This window comes from Isoptericola sp. NPDC056134, assembly GCF_042264825.1.
GTDB classification, from domain to species: domain Bacteria; phylum Actinomycetota; class Actinomycetes; order Actinomycetales; family Cellulomonadaceae; genus Isoptericola; species Isoptericola nanjingensis.
Window position 1 is genome coordinate 1 of sequence record NZ_JBHJVM010000038.1, and the last position, 17,209, is coordinate 17,209.

10 protein-coding genes and 1 pseudogene are annotated in these 17,209 nt (G+C 75.8%); 4 read left to right on the forward strand and 7 right to left on the reverse strand.

Annotation, left to right across the window (positions count from 1 at the left end; genetic code table 11):
• The first annotated feature begins 242 nt into the window (after window positions 1-242).
• The gene (locus tag ACFCZN_RS20395) at window positions 243-1,268 is read left to right on the forward strand and encodes a L,D-transpeptidase family protein (RefSeq protein WP_430557967.1); all 1,026 of its coding nucleotides are present in this window, start codon (window positions 243-245) and stop codon (window positions 1,266-1,268) included.
• Window positions 1,269-1,293: 25 nt separating this feature from the next.
• Here ACFCZN_RS20395 and ACFCZN_RS20400 read toward each other — a convergent pair whose 3' ends face one another.
• Complete coding sequence (locus tag ACFCZN_RS20400) at window positions 1,294-2,532, reverse strand: UDP-N-acetylmuramate dehydrogenase (RefSeq protein WP_429764827.1); 1,239 nt, start codon at window positions 2,530-2,532, stop codon at window positions 1,294-1,296.
• Window positions 2,529-3,869 (reverse strand): annotated as a pseudogene (locus ACFCZN_RS20405) (MFS transporter); the annotation flags it as partial. The pseudogene ACFCZN_RS20405 and the gene ACFCZN_RS20400, both read right to left, overlap by 4 nt.
• 35 nt (window positions 3,870-3,904) lie before the next feature.
• On the opposite strand from ACFCZN_RS20405, the gene ACFCZN_RS20410 reads away from it, so the two are divergent.
• Entirely contained in the window at window positions 3,905-5,041 is a 1,137-nt protein-coding gene (locus ACFCZN_RS20410) for a LacI family DNA-binding transcriptional regulator (RefSeq protein WP_430557968.1), read from the forward strand.
• A 52-nt stretch (window positions 5,042-5,093) separates the two neighbouring features.
• Here the strand turns inward: ACFCZN_RS20410 and ACFCZN_RS20415 are convergent, their stop codons facing one another.
• From ACFCZN_RS20415 to ACFCZN_RS20435, 5 genes are read right to left on the reverse strand one after another with little or no spacing between them, the layout of a single operon-like run.
• On the reverse strand, window positions 5,094-5,768 hold the full coding sequence (locus ACFCZN_RS20415) for a GNAT family N-acetyltransferase (RefSeq protein WP_429764831.1): 675 nt from the start codon (window positions 5,766-5,768) through the stop codon (window positions 5,094-5,096).
• Entirely contained in the window at window positions 5,765-7,903 is a 2,139-nt protein-coding gene (locus ACFCZN_RS20420) for a penicillin acylase family protein (protein WP_430557969.1), read from the reverse strand. The genes ACFCZN_RS20415 and ACFCZN_RS20420 overlap by 4 nt, the downstream gene beginning before the upstream one ends.
• On the reverse strand, window positions 7,900-10,395 hold the full coding sequence (locus ACFCZN_RS20425; RefSeq protein WP_430557970.1) for a GNAT family N-acetyltransferase: 2,496 nt from the start codon (window positions 10,393-10,395) through the stop codon (window positions 7,900-7,902). Before ACFCZN_RS20425 ends, ACFCZN_RS20420 begins: the two co-directional genes overlap by 4 nt.
• Entirely contained in the window at window positions 10,392-11,789 is a 1,398-nt protein-coding gene (locus ACFCZN_RS20430) for a lysine N(6)-hydroxylase/L-ornithine N(5)-oxygenase family protein (RefSeq protein ID WP_430557971.1), read from the reverse strand. Before ACFCZN_RS20430 ends, ACFCZN_RS20425 begins: the two co-directional genes overlap by 4 nt.
• On the reverse strand, window positions 11,786-13,363 hold the full coding sequence (locus tag ACFCZN_RS20435) for a pyridoxal phosphate-dependent decarboxylase family protein (protein WP_430557972.1): 1,578 nt from the start codon (window positions 13,361-13,363) through the stop codon (window positions 11,786-11,788). The genes ACFCZN_RS20430 and ACFCZN_RS20435 overlap by 4 nt, the downstream gene beginning before the upstream one ends.
• Window positions 13,364-13,561: 198 nt before the next feature.
• Here ACFCZN_RS20435 and ACFCZN_RS20440 point away from each other — a divergent pair, with 198 nt between their 5' ends.
• Window positions 13,562-15,643 (forward strand): HelD family protein, encoded by a 2,082-nt coding sequence (locus ACFCZN_RS20440; protein WP_430557973.1) that lies wholly within the window; start codon window positions 13,562-13,564, stop codon window positions 15,641-15,643.
• Window positions 15,644-15,810: 167 nt separating this feature from the next.
• A complete protein-coding gene (locus ACFCZN_RS20445; protein ID WP_430557974.1) occupies window positions 15,811-17,130 on the forward strand; it encodes a C39 family peptidase in 1,320 nt (439 codons plus the stop codon).
• Window positions 17,131-17,209: the final 79 nt, after the last annotated feature.

A 17,209-nucleotide genomic window follows, 5' to 3' on the forward strand; every position in this document is an offset into this window, starting at 1 on the left:
CTCTCGCGTCGTCGGGTCCGACGGCGCGAGAGATCGCGTGCTGGCCGGCGTCGGTCGATCGGTGTCCACGCCCCCACCGTGTCGCTCCGTCGTGCGTCTGAGCAGGTGAACGGCAGGCGGCAGGTCACGACACGGTGACGATCACGACACGACCGGAGCGCTGCGGTCGCGTTCGGGGCACCCGCGGGGCACGGTGGTACCCCGCGGCGCGCCTGGTGCGCCGACGGCGCGGAAGGGGCTCCATGCGTACGGTTCCCAGCCTGAGGCGACGCCTGACGGCGTCGCTCGTCGGCGTCCCGGTGGTGCTCACCCTGGCGCTCGCCGGATGCGCTCCCCTGTCCGGCGAGACCGAGCCCGAGCCGGGCGCGGCCCCCACGACCTCCGCTCCCCCGTCCGAGGACGGCGCCGGGTCGACCTCCGACGCGCAGGGCCGCGCCGACCAGGACGCGCAGGACCAGGCCGATCAGGAGGCCGCCGAGAAGAAGGCCGCGGAGGAGGCCGCCGCGAAGGAGAAGGCCGACCAGGAGGCCGCCGAGAAGCGCGCCGCGGAGAAGGCGAAGAAGGCCGCGGAGAAGAAGGAGGCCGAGAAGAAGGCCGCCGAGGAGGCCGCCGCGAAGGAGCAGGCGGAGCAGGAGGCGGCGGAGAAGAAGGCCGCCGAGGAGCGGGACAAGATGCTCGAGTACGGCGACTCCGGTGAGCGGGTCGTCGCGCTCCAGGAGCGGCTGCAGGAGCTCGGGTACTTCATCCAGGAGGCCGACGGCAGCTTCGGCCCGGCCACGCAGCAGGCCGTCTGGGCGCTGCAGAAGGCCGCCGGGCAGTACCGCGACGGGGTCGTCGGCCCGAAGACGCAGGCCGCGCTGGACGACGGCGTGCGGCCGCAGGCCCACTCGTCGTCCGGCAAGGCGATCGAGATCGACCTGGACCGGCAGCTGCTCATGACCGTCGAGGGCGGGAAGGTCACCCGGATCATCAACGCGTCGTCGGGCAACGGGGAGACGTACGAGGCCAAGGGGCGCAGCTATCACGCGACGACGCCGCGCGGCTCCTACGCCGTGTACATGGAGCGCAACGGCATGCACGAGTCCACGCTCGAGCTGGGGTCGATGTACCGGCCGAAGTACTTCTCGGGCGGGTACGCGGTGCACGGCTCGGGGTCCATCCCGCCGTACCCCGCGTCGCACGGCTGCGTGCGCGTGTCCAACGCCGCGATGAACTGGCTCTGGGACTCGTGGGGCATGCCGAAGGGCACGCCGGTCATCCTCTACTGACCTCGGCCCTGCCGCTCACCACGCGTCAGAGGGCGGTGCCGACCAGGACCGGCTCGGGCTCGAGCTCGATGCCGAAGGCGTCGCGGACGCCGTCGCGCACGGTGCGGGCGAGGGCCACGACGTCGGCCGCCGTCGCACCTCCGCGGTTGGTCAGCGCGAGGGTGTGGCGCGTCGACAGGCGCGCCGGGCTGTGCTCGCCCGCGAGCCCGAAGCCCTTGGTGAACCCGGCGTGCTCGATGAGCCAGGCGGCGCTCGTCTTCACGAGCGTCGGGTCGACGACGCCGAGGCTCGGGCTCACGGTGGACTCCGGCGTCGCGGAGCGGACGGCGAAGCGCGGCGCGTCCTCGGGCAGCTCGTCCGCCGCGTCGGCCGGCAGCACCGGGTTGGTGAAGAAGGAGCCCGCCGACCAGCGGTCGTGGTCGCCGAGCGGCGCCCCGCCCACGCCGTCCAGCAGCATGCCCTTGCCGCCGCGCAGCTCCAGCACGGCCTCGCGCACCTCGGCCGAGGGCGCCCGCTGCCCCACCTCGACGCCGAGGCGCCGGGCGAGCTCGCCGTAGCCGACGGGCGCCGACAGGCTGCCGAGCCGCATCTGCAGGTTCACCTCGAGCACCACGTACCGCGGCGTGGGGTACCAGGGCGCGCCCGGGTCGTCCGGGTCGCCCGACCGCATCGTCCGCTTGAGCAGCGACGTGCGGTACCCGAAGCCCAGCTCGCTGAGCGTGAAGGTCCTGCGGCTGCCGGTAGCGCGGTCCCAGGTGACCACCGACGCGACGACGCCGGACACCTCCTGGCCGTACGCGCCGATGTTCTGCACGGGCGCGGCGCCGACGGTGCCGGGGATGCCGGACAGCGCCTCGACCCCCACCCACTCGTTCGCCACGGCCTGGGCCACGAAGGAGTCCCAGTCCTGGCCGGCGGGCAGGCGCAGGCTCGCGCCCCCGCACGCGCCGTCCGTGCCGCACGAGTCCTCGAGGTCCGCGTCGAGGCCCTGGCGCACGTCGCGCACGACGACGCCGGCGAACCCCTCGTCCGCGACCAGCAGGTTGGAGCCGCCGCCGATCACCAGCAGCGGCCTGTCGGCGTCGTCCGCGGCGCGCACCGCGTCGATCAGCTCGGCCTCGGACTCCGCCTCGACGTACTCGTCGACCGGCCCGCCGACGCGCAGCGTCGTGAGCTCGGAGAGCGCCGGGGCGGCCGTGTCGCGCCCGTCGCGCTCACGGGCGGGCTCGTCGGCGGACGGCGTGTTCAGGGTCGACAGGCTCACTCGCCCAGCGTACGCGCCGGCTCGGGAGCGGCCGGCAGGGGCCTCGCGGCCCCTGCGACCAGCAGGCCGACGGCCACCGGCACCGCCAGCACCAGCAGGGCGTCGCGGTAGCCGACGTGCTCGGCGAGGAAGCCGATGAGCGCCGGGCCGACGAAGAACGCCGAGTACCCGATGGTCGAGACGACGGAGACGCGCAGGGCGGCCTTGCGCGGGTCGTCCGAGGCGGCGGACATGCCGAGCGGGAAGCCGAGCGAGGCGCCGGCGCCCCAGACCGCGACGCCGACCAGCGCGACCCACAGCGTCGGCACGAGCGCGAAGACGACGACGCCCACGAGGGCGGCCGCGCCGCACACGCGCAGCATGGTCACGCGGCCGTAGCGGTCGATGAGCGACGTGCCCGCCAGCCGGGCGAGCGTCATCGCGCACAGGAAGACGGCCAGCCCGATCGCCCCGACGGAGTCGTCGGTGCCGAACCCGTCGACGACCGCGAGGCTCACCCAGTCGTTGGCGGCGCCCTCGGTGAGCGCGGCGGCGAGCACGACCAGCCCGACGAGCAGCGTGCGCGACTCGCGCCAGGTGGCGAGGGTGTCGCGCAGGGTGTGTCCGGTGCCGGTGTCCACGGCGGTGGCCGGGTCCGCCTGCGCGTCCGCCGCGCCCCCGGCCGTGCCGGCAGCGGCGTCCGCCGTCGGCTCGAAGAAGCGCACGCAGGCGACGACGACGATCAGGTCGATCACCATCACGGTGATGACGTGCCCCGGCAGCGAGGCGCCGGCGTGCGCCGCGAGGGCGCCGATGCCCGCGCCCGCGACCGTCCCGAGCGAGAAGCCGGCGTGGAAGCGCGGCATGACCGACTTCCCCAGCCGCTGCTCGACGACGGCGCCCTCGAGGTTCATCGCGGCGTCCCAGATGCCCACGCCCATGCCGCCGACGAAGAGGCCGACCCGCACCAGCATCGGGTGGTCGCCGTCGACGGCGAGGGTGGCGACGGCGAACCCCGCGGCCGCCAGCGCGGCGAACGACACGCAGGTGCGACCGGCGCCGACGCGCGAGGCGATCATGCCGGACAGCGGCAGCGCGACGAGCGACCCGATCGCGCCGGTGAGCAGCAGCACGCCCATCTCGGCCTCGGAGAAGCCGAGGCCGTCGCGCACCGCGGGGATCCGGGAGGCCCACGTGGCCATGCCGATCCCGGCGACGACGAAGACCGCGAAGACGGCCCAGGCGGCGCGGACGGCGTGCGCGGGCGGCCGGGTGGGGAGTTCGGTGCTCACGGTCCGACGCTTCCCGAATCCGCCACGCGGGTCGAATCGATTCGAGCGCGCGCTGGTCAGCGCGGGTAGGCTTCGCCCCGGACCTCGCCGGAAGGAGCCCCATGGGCCGCAGCAACGCCCGACCGACCCTCGCGCGGGTGGCCGAGCTCGCGGGCGTCTCGGTCTCCACCGCGTCCCTGGCGTTCTCGGGCGCGGGACCGATCACCGCCGAGACGCGCGACAAGGTGCTCGCCGCCGCCGCCGAGCTGGGCTACTCCGGCCCCAACCCGCTCGGCCGGCAGCTGCGCTCGGGCCGCTCCGGCATCGTGGGCGTCGTCCTCGGCGACCAGCCCGGCCGCGCGTTCCGCGACCCGGTGGCGGTCAAGGTGCTCGACGGCCTCGTGGACGTGCTCGGCGCCGAGGGCCTGGGCGTGCTGCTCATCCCCGGCGTGCGCGCGGTCCCCGGGCCGCGGGCCGACGGCGAGGAGACGGCGCCCGTGCCCGCCGTCGACCCCCTGCTGGAGTCCGCCGCCATGGACGTGGCCGTGCTCGTGTGGGGCGTGCTCACCGACGACGCGACGCTCGCGGCCCTGCGTCGCCGCGACGTCCCCGTCGTGGTCGGCGAGGGCGGCCGCGTCGACGGCGCACCGCTCGTGGCCCTGGACGACCGGGCCGGCACGGCCCTGGCCGTGCGCCACCTCCAGGAGCTGGGGCACACCCGCATCGCGGAGATCACGCTCCCCCTCGACGCGGCGGAGCGGTCCGGCCCGATCGACGCGGCCCGCCTCGCCCAGGCCGACCGCACGTCGACGCGGCACCGCCTCGCGGGCGTGCGGGACGCGGTCGAGCCCGTCATCTCGTGGGAGACGCCCGCGTCCCTCGTGGAGCACGGTCGCGACGCCGCCACGGAGATCCTCGGGGCATGGGTGCCGGAGACGGAGCGGCCGACGGCGATCGTCGCCCACTCGGACCTGCTCGCCGCGGGCGCCGTCATCGCGGCCCGCGAGCTCGGGCTGCGCGTGCCCGACGACGTCTCGGTCGCCGGCTTCGACGGGATCGACCTGCCGTGGCTCTCCCCCGACGTGCTCACCAGCGTGCACCAGCCGCTGCAGGCCAAGGGCGCCGCGCTCGGCCGAGCCGTCCTGGGCGTGCTGGCCGGTGAGGAGCCCACCTGCACGACGCTGCCCGTCGAGCTCGTGCCCGGCACCACGACCGGGCCCGTGCCCGACGTCGTCCGCCCCGCCGACGCGCAGGCCTGACCACTCTCCGCCTCACGTCGACACCGTCGAGCCTCGTCGACGTGAACGGGCCTCAGCGTCCGGCGGTGCGGAACCGCCCGGCGACGATCGCCTCCGCGCGCTCGCGCTCGCAGAACGCCAGCACCGCCTCCTTCGGCCCCTGCGGGGACTCGAAGCGCACGGTGCCCGCGGCCTCGAAGCCGAACGCCGCCATGCGGGCGACCGCGGACCGGTTGCGGGCGTCCGGCTCGCCGACCAGCCGCCGCGTGCCCGGGCGGGTGAACGCGAAGGCGAGCACGGCGGGGCCGACCACGGCCCAGGGCGCGACGCCGTAGCGGGCGGCCGGGCCGTCGCCGCCCTTGAAGAAGTGCATCCCCAGGTCGCCGGGGAGCGCGTCGTAGGCCGTCGAGACCGGGTCGTCCTCCGGGTGGTACAGCTGCACCAGGACGACCGGCTCGCCGTCCCAGCGCACCAGGTAGGCGTGGTGCGTGGGCAGGGAGTCGACGAACGCGTACGTGTCGCTCAGGTCCTCGCGGCTCAGGCCCGCCAGCCCCCAGAACCCGGCGTGCGGGCGGTTGACCCACTCGTGCAGCACGTCGAGGTCGGCGACCGGGTCCAGCACGTGCGCCGTGACGGTACCCGCGCCCGGGACGTCGGCGCGCCACACCTCCGCGCCGCGCGCTCCGGACAGCAGTCTGTCGGACGTCGCGGGCTCGGGCGGGGAATCGGACAGGGGCTCGGTCGTCATCGGTCCTCCGGGGGTCGTCGGGTCGGCAGGTGCTCGGGGCGCAGCCGCGCCCAGTCGGTCTCGATCGGGACGGTGCGGGCGTCGGCCCACGCCGGATGCTGGTCGGCGAAGTGCGGCGAGCGCGGGTCGCCGGAGGCGCCGAACGGCACGCCCCAGCGGCTGCGGCGGCGGTCGCCCAGGTCCCACACCCAGCGGGCGACCGACCCGTGCAGGACGGCGTGAGTCACGCCGGGCACGCCCGCCGTGCAGCGGACGGCGTCGCCCGACCCACCCAGCGGCCGCGCCTGCTCCGCCGGCACCGCGGGCACCGCCGCGCCGGGGACCAGGCCCAGCGCGTGCAGCGGGGCCAGGCGGTGCAGGTCGCCCCAGGTCTCGCGGGCGGCTTCGGGCGGGTCGGGGAGCGGGTCGGCGCGCCCGTCGACGTCCGCGAGCGCCTCCCCGGCCAGGCGCCGACCGTCGACGACCCCCGAGGCGAGGATCGGCGCGAGCGCGTCACCCACGCGCGCGACGACGTCCAGCCACGGCGCGAAGACCTCCGGCAGGCCGTGCGGGGCGCGCAGCGGGGCGAGGGCCGGGGCGGCCGCCACGCGGCGCACCAGCGCGTGCCGCCAGCGGGCGAACAGCGCGGCGTCCGGGGAGCCGGCGTCCATCCGCGCGCCCGCCGCGGCCCAGGCGCGCAGCCGGTCCGCGGGGCCCTGGGTCCCGACCGGTTCGACCGACGGAAGCCAGGCGACGAGCTCCGCCGCGCCACCGTCGCGCGTGTCGGCGAGCACGCGGTCCTGGTCCTCGGCCGTCTCCCCGCCGGGCGGCGGGTCGGCGAGCAGGGCCCGCACGCGCGCGGCGCGGTGCGGGGCGTAGGCATGGCCCAGGTCGTGCTCCGGCCGGGCCGGGCGGTGGTTGGCGTCCACGGCGACGTCGGCCACGACCGCGGGCGCGGGCAGCCGTCGCCACCCCGGCTCGTCGCGACGGGTCGCCGGGACGACGCGTCCCGACGGCGGCACGTCCGGCACCAGACCGGCGGTCAGGCGCAGCACCTCGCCGGCCGAGTCGGCGGTGAGGACCCGGTCCACGGGGTCGACCCACCCGGCGAACGCGGCGGCGACGTCGCGCGCCGTCCGCGCGCGCTGGAGCGCGCGCCAGGCGGCCACCCCGGCGTCCGCCGTCATGCGCACGGGCCAGCGCAGGCTGTGCCGGTCGGTGACGAGCGGGCCGCGGGCCGTCTCCGCCCACCGCACGACGACGGGTGCCCCGCCGCGCACGGGCACGGCCTCGGAGCCCTGCGCGACCACCCGTGCGCCGGCCGCGGCGGCGTCGACCCCTTCCGCGACCAGCGCGACGTGGTGCGCCATCGCGTTCGTGACGCCCCACGCGACCGCGCCCACCGGCGTCTCGGCGTGCCCGAAGTGCAGCACGCCCGGGACGCCGGGGAACGCCAGCCCGACGACGTCGTGCCCCGGGCGCGCGAGCCGGACCTGCTGGTAGACCCCGGGCAGCTCGAGGAGCCGGTGCGGGTCGCCGGCGAGCAGCGGAGCGCCGGACGCCGTCCGCGACCCGGGCAGCGCCCACGCGTTGGAGCCCGACGACGGGCCACCGCCCCCGCCGTCGCGCGCGCCCCACCACCCGACGACCGCGTCGCCGAGGGTCGGGCCGAGCGTGCGCGCCACGTGCTCGCGCCACAGCAGGTGCGGGAAGCCGCTGAACAGCACGTGGTGCACCAGGAAGGTGCCGATCGGGGTCCAGGGCCGCCAGGGCTCGTCGTCGGGGAGCGGGGCACCGCCGAAGGCCCGCGCCAGCTCCGCCCGCTCGGCGGCGTCCCGGCCGCCGGCGTCGAGCCCGTCCCGCACGCCGTCGGCGTACGCGGCGAGCCACACCCGCTCGGGCTCCGCGAGCGCCTCCCAGACCCGGCGGGTGGTGTCCGCGAGGCGCACCCGGACGGCGAACCGGTCCCACTCGAGCCCGGCCGGGCCGACCCGCGCCGCGAGCCGGCCGTCGCCGTACCAGCGGTCGACCTCGAGCTGCCAGCCCCGGTCGAGCGCGGTGACGTAGCCCTGCCCGTACGCCAGGTCCGCCTCCGAGCCCGCCCGCACGTGCGGCACCCCGAGGTCGTCGCGGAACAGCTCGAAGGGTCGGGTCACGGGACGTCCGGGCGGGCGACGGGGTTGGCCATCGTCCCTGCGTACAGCAGCGAGGCGGACTGGTCGGCGAGGTCGACCATCTGCAGCGTGTTGCGCAGCTGCAGCCGGTTGAGGCACGAGTGCGCGAACCGCGGCACCCGCAGGTCGACGCCCCGCCCGCCGCGCGGGGCGAGGTCCGGGTGCTCGGTGGCGTGCCGGTCCACGACGTCGGCCACCACGGCCCAGAACCGGTCCTCGGCGAGCACGCCGTCCACCGCGAGGACGCCCGCGAGGTGGCGCAGCACGCCGTCGAACACGTCGGTGAAGATCGCGAGCGCCTTCTCGTCGTCGTCCACGACCGACCGCACCCGCTCGACGCCGGAGGGCAGGGCACGCTCGCCGAGGACCGCGACCTCCTCCCCGATGTCCTTCATGAACACCCGCCGCACCACGCCGTCGCGCAGCACGAGCACGAGGTTCTCGCCGTGCGGCATGAACGCCAGGTCGTGCGCGCGCAGGCAGTGCACCAGCGGGTACAGGTAGGCGTCGAGGTAGGCGCGCAGCCACGCCTCGGGCGCGATCCCCGACTCCCGGGCGAGGGCGGTGGCGAGCGACCGCCCGGAGGCGTCGCGGTGCAGCAGGCTCGCCATGGTGGCCAGCCGCTCCCCCGGCGCGGTGCGCGGCACCGGCGACTCCCGCCAGAGCGCCGCGAGCATCTTGCGGTGCGCGCTGGGTCGGGCGGTGCGGTGGTAGACGTCGCCGGTGTACCCGATGGACGCGCGCTCGCGCAGGACGGCGAACCCGGCGTCGCGCAGCGTGGGGTCGCCCTCGACGACGCCCGCCACCCAGTCGTTGATCTCCGGCGTGCCGCGCATGTACGCCGGGGAGAGGCCGCGCAGGAAGCCCATGTTCTGGATCGCGAGCGCCACCTTGACGTAGTGCCGCTCCGGCCGCGTCCGGTTGAACATCGTCCGGATCGACTGCTGCGGCTGGTACTCGTCGGCGCCCGCGCCCAGGGGCACGAGGTCGCCGCGCGCGACGTCGGCGGCGAACGTGATCGGCACACGGTGCTGCCACTGCCACGGGTGCACCGGCAGGTACAGGTACTCGGCGGGGTCCAGCCCTCGCGCGGTCAGCCGGTCGGCGAACGCGGCGCGCTCGGCGCCCGAGAGCTCGTCGCCGTAGAGCGCCTGCTCGGTGAGGCCGGCACCGACCGCGAGGTGGGAGTGCTCGCGACGCGCCGCCAGCCACGTCAGGCGCAGCCGCTCGCCGCGCTCGGGCGCGTAGGCGCGGTAGTCGTCGAGGGAGAACCCGATGCGGCCGTTGTTCGCGAGGAAGCCGGGGTGCCCCTCGGTCATCGCCGCCTCGGCGGCCTGGAACGCGTCGGCGCGACGCCGGTCCTCGTCGCCGTCGTCGACCTGCTCGGGGGCGAGGGCGGACAGCAGCTCCGGGACCTGCGGCGACGTGCCGTCCAGCTCCCGCTCCCGCTTGGCGCACGCCGCGGCGAGGGTCGACGACAGCTCCTCGAGGTAGGTCGCCACGAGGTCGTCCGGGATCTGCAGCAGCGGCTGCAGCTCGGCCACCAGCTCCAGGGCGTCCACGGGCAGCTCGACGTCGGCCGTCCCCGTCGTGGCCGTGCGCGTGATCGATGCCGGGTCCACCACCCAGTGCTCCAGCGCGAACGTGCGCGCCGCGAACCGGTACGTCACGCCGTCGAGCGTCAGCACGTACGGCCCGGCGTCGTCCGCCGGATCGTGGTGAGCCGGCTCGGGCTCCGGGCGGAAGAGCCGCTCGTGCGCGAGCTCCGCGAGCGCCTTGGCGGCGAGGTGACGGTGGGCGTGCTCGGCGAGGTCGGGGCGCAGGTGCGGCGCGAGGCGCGCGCCGGCGGCGCGCCCGGCGAGGGCGCCGAGCGGCGAGGCCGCGAAGTCCTCCCGCGTGCAGACGCTCAGCGCCGCGCGCTTGGTGTGCCCGCCCTCGTCGAGCTCCACCTCGCGCAGCACGCGGAACCCGGCCGCTGCGTTCTTCGCGCCGATCGCGCGGTTGCGCACGTCCGGCTCGACGACGACGCGCGCGCCCCCGCAGCCCTCCGCCGTCAGGCAGAAGCGCACGACGGCGGCCATCACCGCGTCGGTGAACCCCGGCGCGCGGTCGGCCGGGTCCTCGGGCGGGGGCGCCACGAGCAGGTGCATGCCGACGTCGCCGGGCGCGGCGTCGTGCACGCCGACGAGCAGCACGCGGGCCGGGTCGTAGGTCTCGGTGTAGAACGCGGGGACGCCGTCGACCCGCCCGAGCCAGCCGTCCTGGTCCGGGTGGTCGGCGACGCCGGCGAGGTAGTCCCGGACGTCCACGGCGCCCAGGTGCCCCATCTGCCAGAACGCGGACGCCGGGTGGGACAGCCATCCGTGCACGGTCGCGGCGTCGCGCGCCGGGTCGACCGGTTCGAGGGTGACGGCGTCCGGAGAGGTCCGGGTCGCGGCGACGGGCCGGAGGCCGGACTCGGCGACGGCGGTCATCGGGCCACCCCCTGCACCGCGGCGGCCGCTGCCGGGCTCGGCACGGGTTCGCCGCCCGGCAGCCCGAACGTCTGGAACGCGATGCGCCGCTCGATCGCGTACGGCTCGCGGCCGGTGACCTGCGCCAGGATCACCGAGTTCCGCCAGGCGGCGAAGCCCAGGTCGGGGGCGGTGACGCCGTGGGTGTGCGCCTCCGTGCCACCCACGTGGAGGCGCCCGCCCGCGCCCGCGGTGTAGTCGCGGGCCACGTCCACGCGCCCGAGCTCGTCGAGGTCGACCAGACCGGGCGCCACGAAGCCCGGCACGCCCGACCCGTACCCGGTGGCGGCGACGACGGCCCGCGTGCGGTGCTCCGCCACCCGGCCGAGCTGGCCGTGCCGCAGGGTGAGCACGTACTCCCCCGCGCGGTCGGCGCCGTCGGGCTCGTAGCGCGCCGCGACCACCTCCGTGTCCGACAGCAGGGTGGTCGGCACCTCCCGCCCGAGGGCGGACTTGCGGTAGAGCGTGTCGTAGATGTCGTCCACGAGGTCGCCGCTGATCCCCTTGTACAGCGCGCGCTGCTCGCGGCCGAGGATCTCGCGCAGCTCGGTGGGCAGCGCCCGGTAGTGGTCGGTGTACTCCGGCGACGTCATCTCGAGGGTGAGCTTCGTGTACTCCATCGGGAAGAATCGCGTCGAGCGCGTCACCCAGTCCACGCGGTGCGCGCCGGGCGCGGCGTCCTCGAGCAGGTCGCGGTACACCTCCGCCGCCGACTGCCCCGACCCGACGACGGTCACCGCACCGGTCGCGGCGAGCGCGTCGCGGTGCGGCAGGTAGTCGGCGCTGTGCACCACCGGGCCGGCGCCCGGGTGCCGGCCTGCCTCGGCGGCCAGGGCGGCGAGCGGCGCCGGGAGCTGCGGCGTCGTCCCGACGCCCAGGACGACGTGGCGCGCCCGGTACGTCTCGGTCGTCCCGTCGGCCAGGCGGGCGGTCACCACCAGGTCCCCGGACTCCTCGTCCCGGGACACCGCCGTGACGTCCCGGCCCCAGCGCAGGGTGGTGAGACGGTCGGCCGCCCAGCGGCAGTACTCGTCGTACTCGGCGCGCAGCGGGTAGAAGGACTCGCGGATGTAGAAGGGGTAGAGCCGGCCCGTGTCCTTGAGGAACGCGAGGAACGAGAACGGCGACGTCGGGTCCGCCATCGTCACCAGGTCGGCGAGGAACGGCACCTGGATGGTGGCGCCCTCGAGCATCATGCCCGGGTGCCAGGAGAACCCGTCGCGCCGGTCGAGGAACACCGCGTCGACGTCGTCGAGCGGGTCGGCGAGCGCGGCGAGACCCAGGTTGAACGGCCCGATGCCGACGCCCAGGACGTCGTGGGTGCGCTCGGGGGCGGAGTCGGTGGTGCGGGTCATCGGGCGACCTCCTCGAGGGCGGGGTCGGCGGGCACGGCGGTCGCCCGCTGCAGGTGCGGGTGGGCGCCGCGGCACGGCGGCGCGTCCAGGTCGAGCAGCTCCTCGCCGGCGAGCAGCCCGTGCGCCGTGGCGCGGACCAGGTCGAGCACGCCCCGGACGTCGTCGAGCGTCGCGTCCGGGTTGAGGAGCGTGAGCTTGAGGCACGGACGACCGTCCACCACCGTCTTCGCGACGAGCGCACGGCCGGAGTCGAACAGCACGCGCCGCACGCGCGGCACGAGGGCGTCCGCCTGCGCGTCGTCGACGCCGTCGGGCTGGTAGCGGAACAGCACGGTGGACAGGTCGGTCGGGGCGAGGAGCCGCAGCTCGGGGTCGCCGGCGAGGTCGGCGTGCACGGCGGCGGCGAGGTCGCAGACGGCGTCGACCATCGCGCCGATCCCGTCGGCGCCGACGGCGCGCAGGGTGGCCCACAGCTTGAGCCCGTCGAACCGGCGCGTGGTCTGCAGCGACCGGTCGACGAGGTTGAGGTCGGGATTCGGCTCCCCCGCCTCCTCGGCGGGGTTGAGGTAGTCCGCGTGCCACGCGGCGCGCGCGAGGTCCGCGGCCTCGCGGACGAGGAGGGCGCTGGAGGAGACCGGCTGGAAGAACGTCTTGTGGAAGTCGACCGTGACGCTGCGCGCCCGCTCGACGCCGTCCAGCATGTGGCGGCGGCGCGGCGAGACCAGCAGCCCGCCGCCGTACGCGGCGTCGACGTGCAGCCACGCCCCGACGGCGTCGCAGAGGTCCGCGACCGGGGCGACCGGGTCGACGCAGCCGCGGTCGGTGGTCCCCGCGGTGACGACGACGGCCATGACGACGTCGCCCGCCCGCTCGACGTCGACCAGGGCCCGGGCCAGCGCGGCGGGGTCGAGGCGGCCGTCGGCGTCGGTGCCGACACCGATCACGGCGTCGTCGTCGAGACCGAGGAGCAGCGCGGAGCGGGCCACGGAGAAGTGCCCGGCGGTCGTGGCGAGCACCCGCAGCCGGCCGAGGCGCTCGCGCCGCGCCGCGCCGCCGAGCCGGGCGCCGTCGGGCCCGGTGAGCGCGGCCTCGCGCGCCAGGTGCAGCGCCTGGAGGTTGGACTGCGTGCCGCCCGAGGTGAAGACCCCGTCGCTCCCGGCCGGGAAGCCGATGCGGCCGGCGGTCCACTCGACGAGGCGCTGCTCCATGAGGGTCGCGACCGTCGACTGGTCGTAGGTGTCGACGGACGTGTTGATCGCGGCGAGCATCGCCTCCGCGCCGACGGCCGGGAGCGCCACCGGGCAGTTGAGGTGCGCCGTGTACGCGGGGTGGTGGAACCAGACGGCGTGCGAGGCGTACAGGTCGGCGCTCTCGCGCAGCGCCTCGGGCGTCCCGACCGGGGGTCCGTCGAGGTCGACGGCGTCGACGAGGGCCTGCAGCTCGCGGCGGCTGGCGCCGCAGAACGGCTGCCGGACGGTCTCGAAGCGGGCGGCCACGTCGTCCACGACGGCGTGCAGCGCGCCGGCGTAGTCGGCCGCGGTCGCGGCTCCCAGCAGGGCGGAGGACTTCGTCACGGGTCTCCTCGATCGGTCGAAGTGAGGTCAGCCTGGCCTAACTTAGGGTCACCTCGCTCCGATGCCAACCGCTGGGACGCAGATCACATCCCTCGGCCGGCGTCGATCCAGCGGAGCGCCCGCCCACGGGCGCGTTGCCCCGGCGGGCCCGACCGGGTAATGTCCTGCGGCTCCCACCCGCCGCCCTGGAGGTCAGCCGTGCCAGCCGTGTCCCCTGCCGAGCTCGACCGGGAGCGGGCACACCTGCAGCGGGCGCGCGAGGAGCTCGCCCGGATGCGCGAGCGCACGGCGGGGCTGACCGCCCACGCCGGCGACCGCATCAGCGCCGAGGTGCTCGAGGCCACGCTGGCCCGCCGCCTGGCCCAGCTCGCCGACGACCCCCACGTGCCCCTCTTCTTCGGCCGGCTCGACCACGACGAGCCGGCCGGTGGCGAGGTCTTCCACGTCGGGCGGCGGCACGTGTCCGACACCGCCGGGGACCCGCTGGTCGTGGACTGGCGCGCCCCGGTGAGCGCCGCGTTCTACCGCGCCACCCGGGACGACCCGATGGGGGTCGCCACCCGGCGCCGGTACGGCTTCGCACGCGGCGTGCTCACCGGGTTCGAGGACGAGGTGCTGTCCGGCGCGAGCGCGGGCGCTACCGCGGCCGAGCACTCGGAGATCCTTGAACAGGAGATCGAGCGCCCGCGCACCGGGCCGATGCGAGACATCGTCGCGACGATCCAGCCCGAGCAGGACGTCATCGTCCGCAGCGACCTCGACCGCACCGTCGTCGTGCAGGGCGCGCCCGGCACGGGGAAGACGGCCGTGGGCCTGCACCGCGCGGCCTACCTGCTGTACGCGCACCGGGAGCAGGTCACGCGGCGCGGCATGACCGTCGTCGGACCGAACTCGAGCTTCCTGCGCTACATCCGGGACGTGCTGCCCGCCCTCGGCGAGGTCGACGCCACGCAGACGACGGTCGAGGAGCTCGTCGCGGCGCACGGCCGCCTGCGCGGTACCGAGACTGCCGAGGTCGCCCGCCTCAAGGGCGACGCCCGCATGGCGCAGGTGCTGCGCCGAGCCGTGTGGTCGCACCTGGGCGAGCCCGCGGAGGCGCTCGTCCTGCCGCGCGGCTCCCGCCGCTGGCGCGTGCCCGCGCACGAGGCCCGCGACGCCGTCGCGCACGTGGTGGGCCGCGACCTGCGCTACGACGCCGGACGCGAGCAGCTCCGGTACGCGCTGGCGCACCGGATCCTGCAGCAGATCGAGGCGGCCGGCGACGCGCTCGACGACCGCGCCTGGGACGTCCTCGCGCGCACCAAGCCCGTGAAGGACTACGCCGCGGCGCTCTGGCCGGTCCTCACGCCCGCCCGGCTGCTGCACCGACTGCTGGGCGACCCGGACTTCCTCGCCGCGACGGCCGACGGACTCCTCACCCCGACCGAGCAGCAGCAGCTCACCTGGGCCGCACCGCCCCGGAGCGTGGGGGCGGCGCGATGGACGCTCGCCGACCTCGTGCTGCTCGACGAGCTCGCCGACCTGCTGGAGCGGGCGCCGTCGGTGGCGCACGTCGTCGTCGACGAGGCCCAGGACCTGTCCCCCATGATGCTGCGCGCCCTCGGGCGCCGGGCCCGCACCGGCTCGCTCACGGTGCTCGGCGACCTCGCCCAGGCGACCACGCCGTGGGCCGTGCGCTCCTGGACGGACGCCCTCGATCACCTCGGCAAGCCCGACGCGCACGTCGAGCAGCTCACCGCGGGGTTCCGCGTGCCCGGCGACGTCATCGAGTACGCGGCGCGCCTCCTGCCGACGATCGCGCCCACGCTCGCGCCACCCGTGGCCGTGCGGCGGGCCCGCGGCGAGCTTCTGCTCACCACGGCGCCGACCGAGGAGCTGGTGCGGGCCGCCCTCGCGCGGGAGGGCTCGGTGGGCCTGATCGTGCCGGACGCCGGCGTGGCCGCCGCGCGCAGACGGCTCCAGGCGGCCGGGCTGGAGCTCGCCGTCGTCGGCGAGGAGGACCTCACGGCGGAGGTCGCTGACAGCGCCGACGGTGCCGAGGGCGGCGCCGAGGGCGCCGACCGTGCCACCGAGTTCGACGCACGGCTCGACCTGGTCCCCGCGTCCCTGGCCAAGGGTCTGGAGTACGACCACGTCGTCCTCGACGACCCGGCGGGGATCGTGGCCGGCGAGACCGACCGCGGGTCCGGGCTGCGGCGCCTGTACGTGTGCCTGACCCGGGCGGTGACATCGCTCGCGGTGCGGCACGACGACGACGTGCCCGCCGAGCTGGCCGCCTGACCGCACCCCGCCACCTCCCCCGCCCTCGGGCCATGGGCCACGGCCCCGCGCAAGGTCGTGACACACGCCACAGTTTCTGGGAAAGTCTTTGCCAACGGGCGGAGGGGACCGTCCCACGCCCCCGTCCCTGGGGAGGGACCGTGACAGGCATGGTGCGGAGGACCTGGATGAGAGCGACGACGGCGGCCCTGGCAGCGGGGGCGGTGATCGCACCGACGGCGGGAGCCGCCGGTGCCGCGCCGCCGGACGACACCGCGACGTCGGGCAACAAGATCACCACGACCCACTGGCAGGGCATCGACGACCTGCGGCACGGCGAGTGGGAGAACCTGCGCCCCGGGGCGCGCGGCACCCTGGGGATCCGCGACGCCGGGGGGACCACCACGGCGTACACCGACCCGTTCGGCGACGGCAGCGCGGTGGACTACGAGACGGGGACGTGGACGTCGCCGGTCGTCGAGACCGGGTACGCCGTCGACGAGTCCCTGACCTCCTGGAACGCCACCACCCCGACGGGCACGTGGGTGGAGGTCGAGTTCCGCGGGCGCAAGGCCGACGGCGCGTGGACCAAGTGGTTCGTCATGGGCCGCTGGGCGTCCGGCGCCGATTTCGCGCCCGAGGACGGCTCGGTGGGCGACATCCACCGCACGTCGCTGAACGGCCAGAACGACGCCGACGCCGCCCTGTACACCGACACGTTCGTGGCCCGCACGGGCCACGAGCCCGAGGCCTTCCAGACCCGCGTCACGCTCTACCGGCCGGCCGGGTCGACGGCGACCCCGCGACTGTCGGGCGTGACGACGATGACCAACGAGTACCTGCCCGACTCCGCGTACACCGGCACCAGCGACTTCACGCTCGGCCGCGCGGTCGAGCTCGACGTGCCCGGCTACTCGCAGCTGATCCACATCGGCGAGTACCCCGAGTTCGGGGGCGGCGGCCAGGTGTGGTGCTCGCCGACGTCGACCACGATGATCCAGTACTCGTACGGCAAGAAGTACCGGGTGCCCGCCGACCGGCTCGAGGGCATCGTCGCCCCGAACGGCGACCCGCAGGTGGCGCACGCCGCCATCAACGCGTGGGACTACACCTACGAGGGCGCGGGCAACTGGCCGTTCAACACGGCGTACGCGCACGAGTACGGCCTGGAGACGTTCGTGACGCGGCTGCGCTCCCTGGCCGAGGCGGAGCGGTTCATCGCCGCGGGCATCCCGCTGGTCGTCTCGATCAACTTCGCGAAGGAGGAGATGCCCGAGGCGGGCTACGGCACCGACGGCCACCTGGTGACCATCGTGGGCTTCACCGCCGACGGCGACCCGGTCATCAACGACCCCAACAAGGCGACCGACGCCGACGTGCGCAACGTCTACACCCGCGAGAACTTCGAGCGCGTGTGGCAGACGTCCACCGACGGCATCGCGTACGTCATCCACCCGCACGACGTGAAGCTGCCGCGCAACGTCCCGGGGGCCACACCCAACTGGTGACCCCGGGAGACAGAGAGGCCGGATCCGCGAGATAGAGAAGGGATCCCGCCGAGATAGAGAGGGCGCGGACCGACAACGG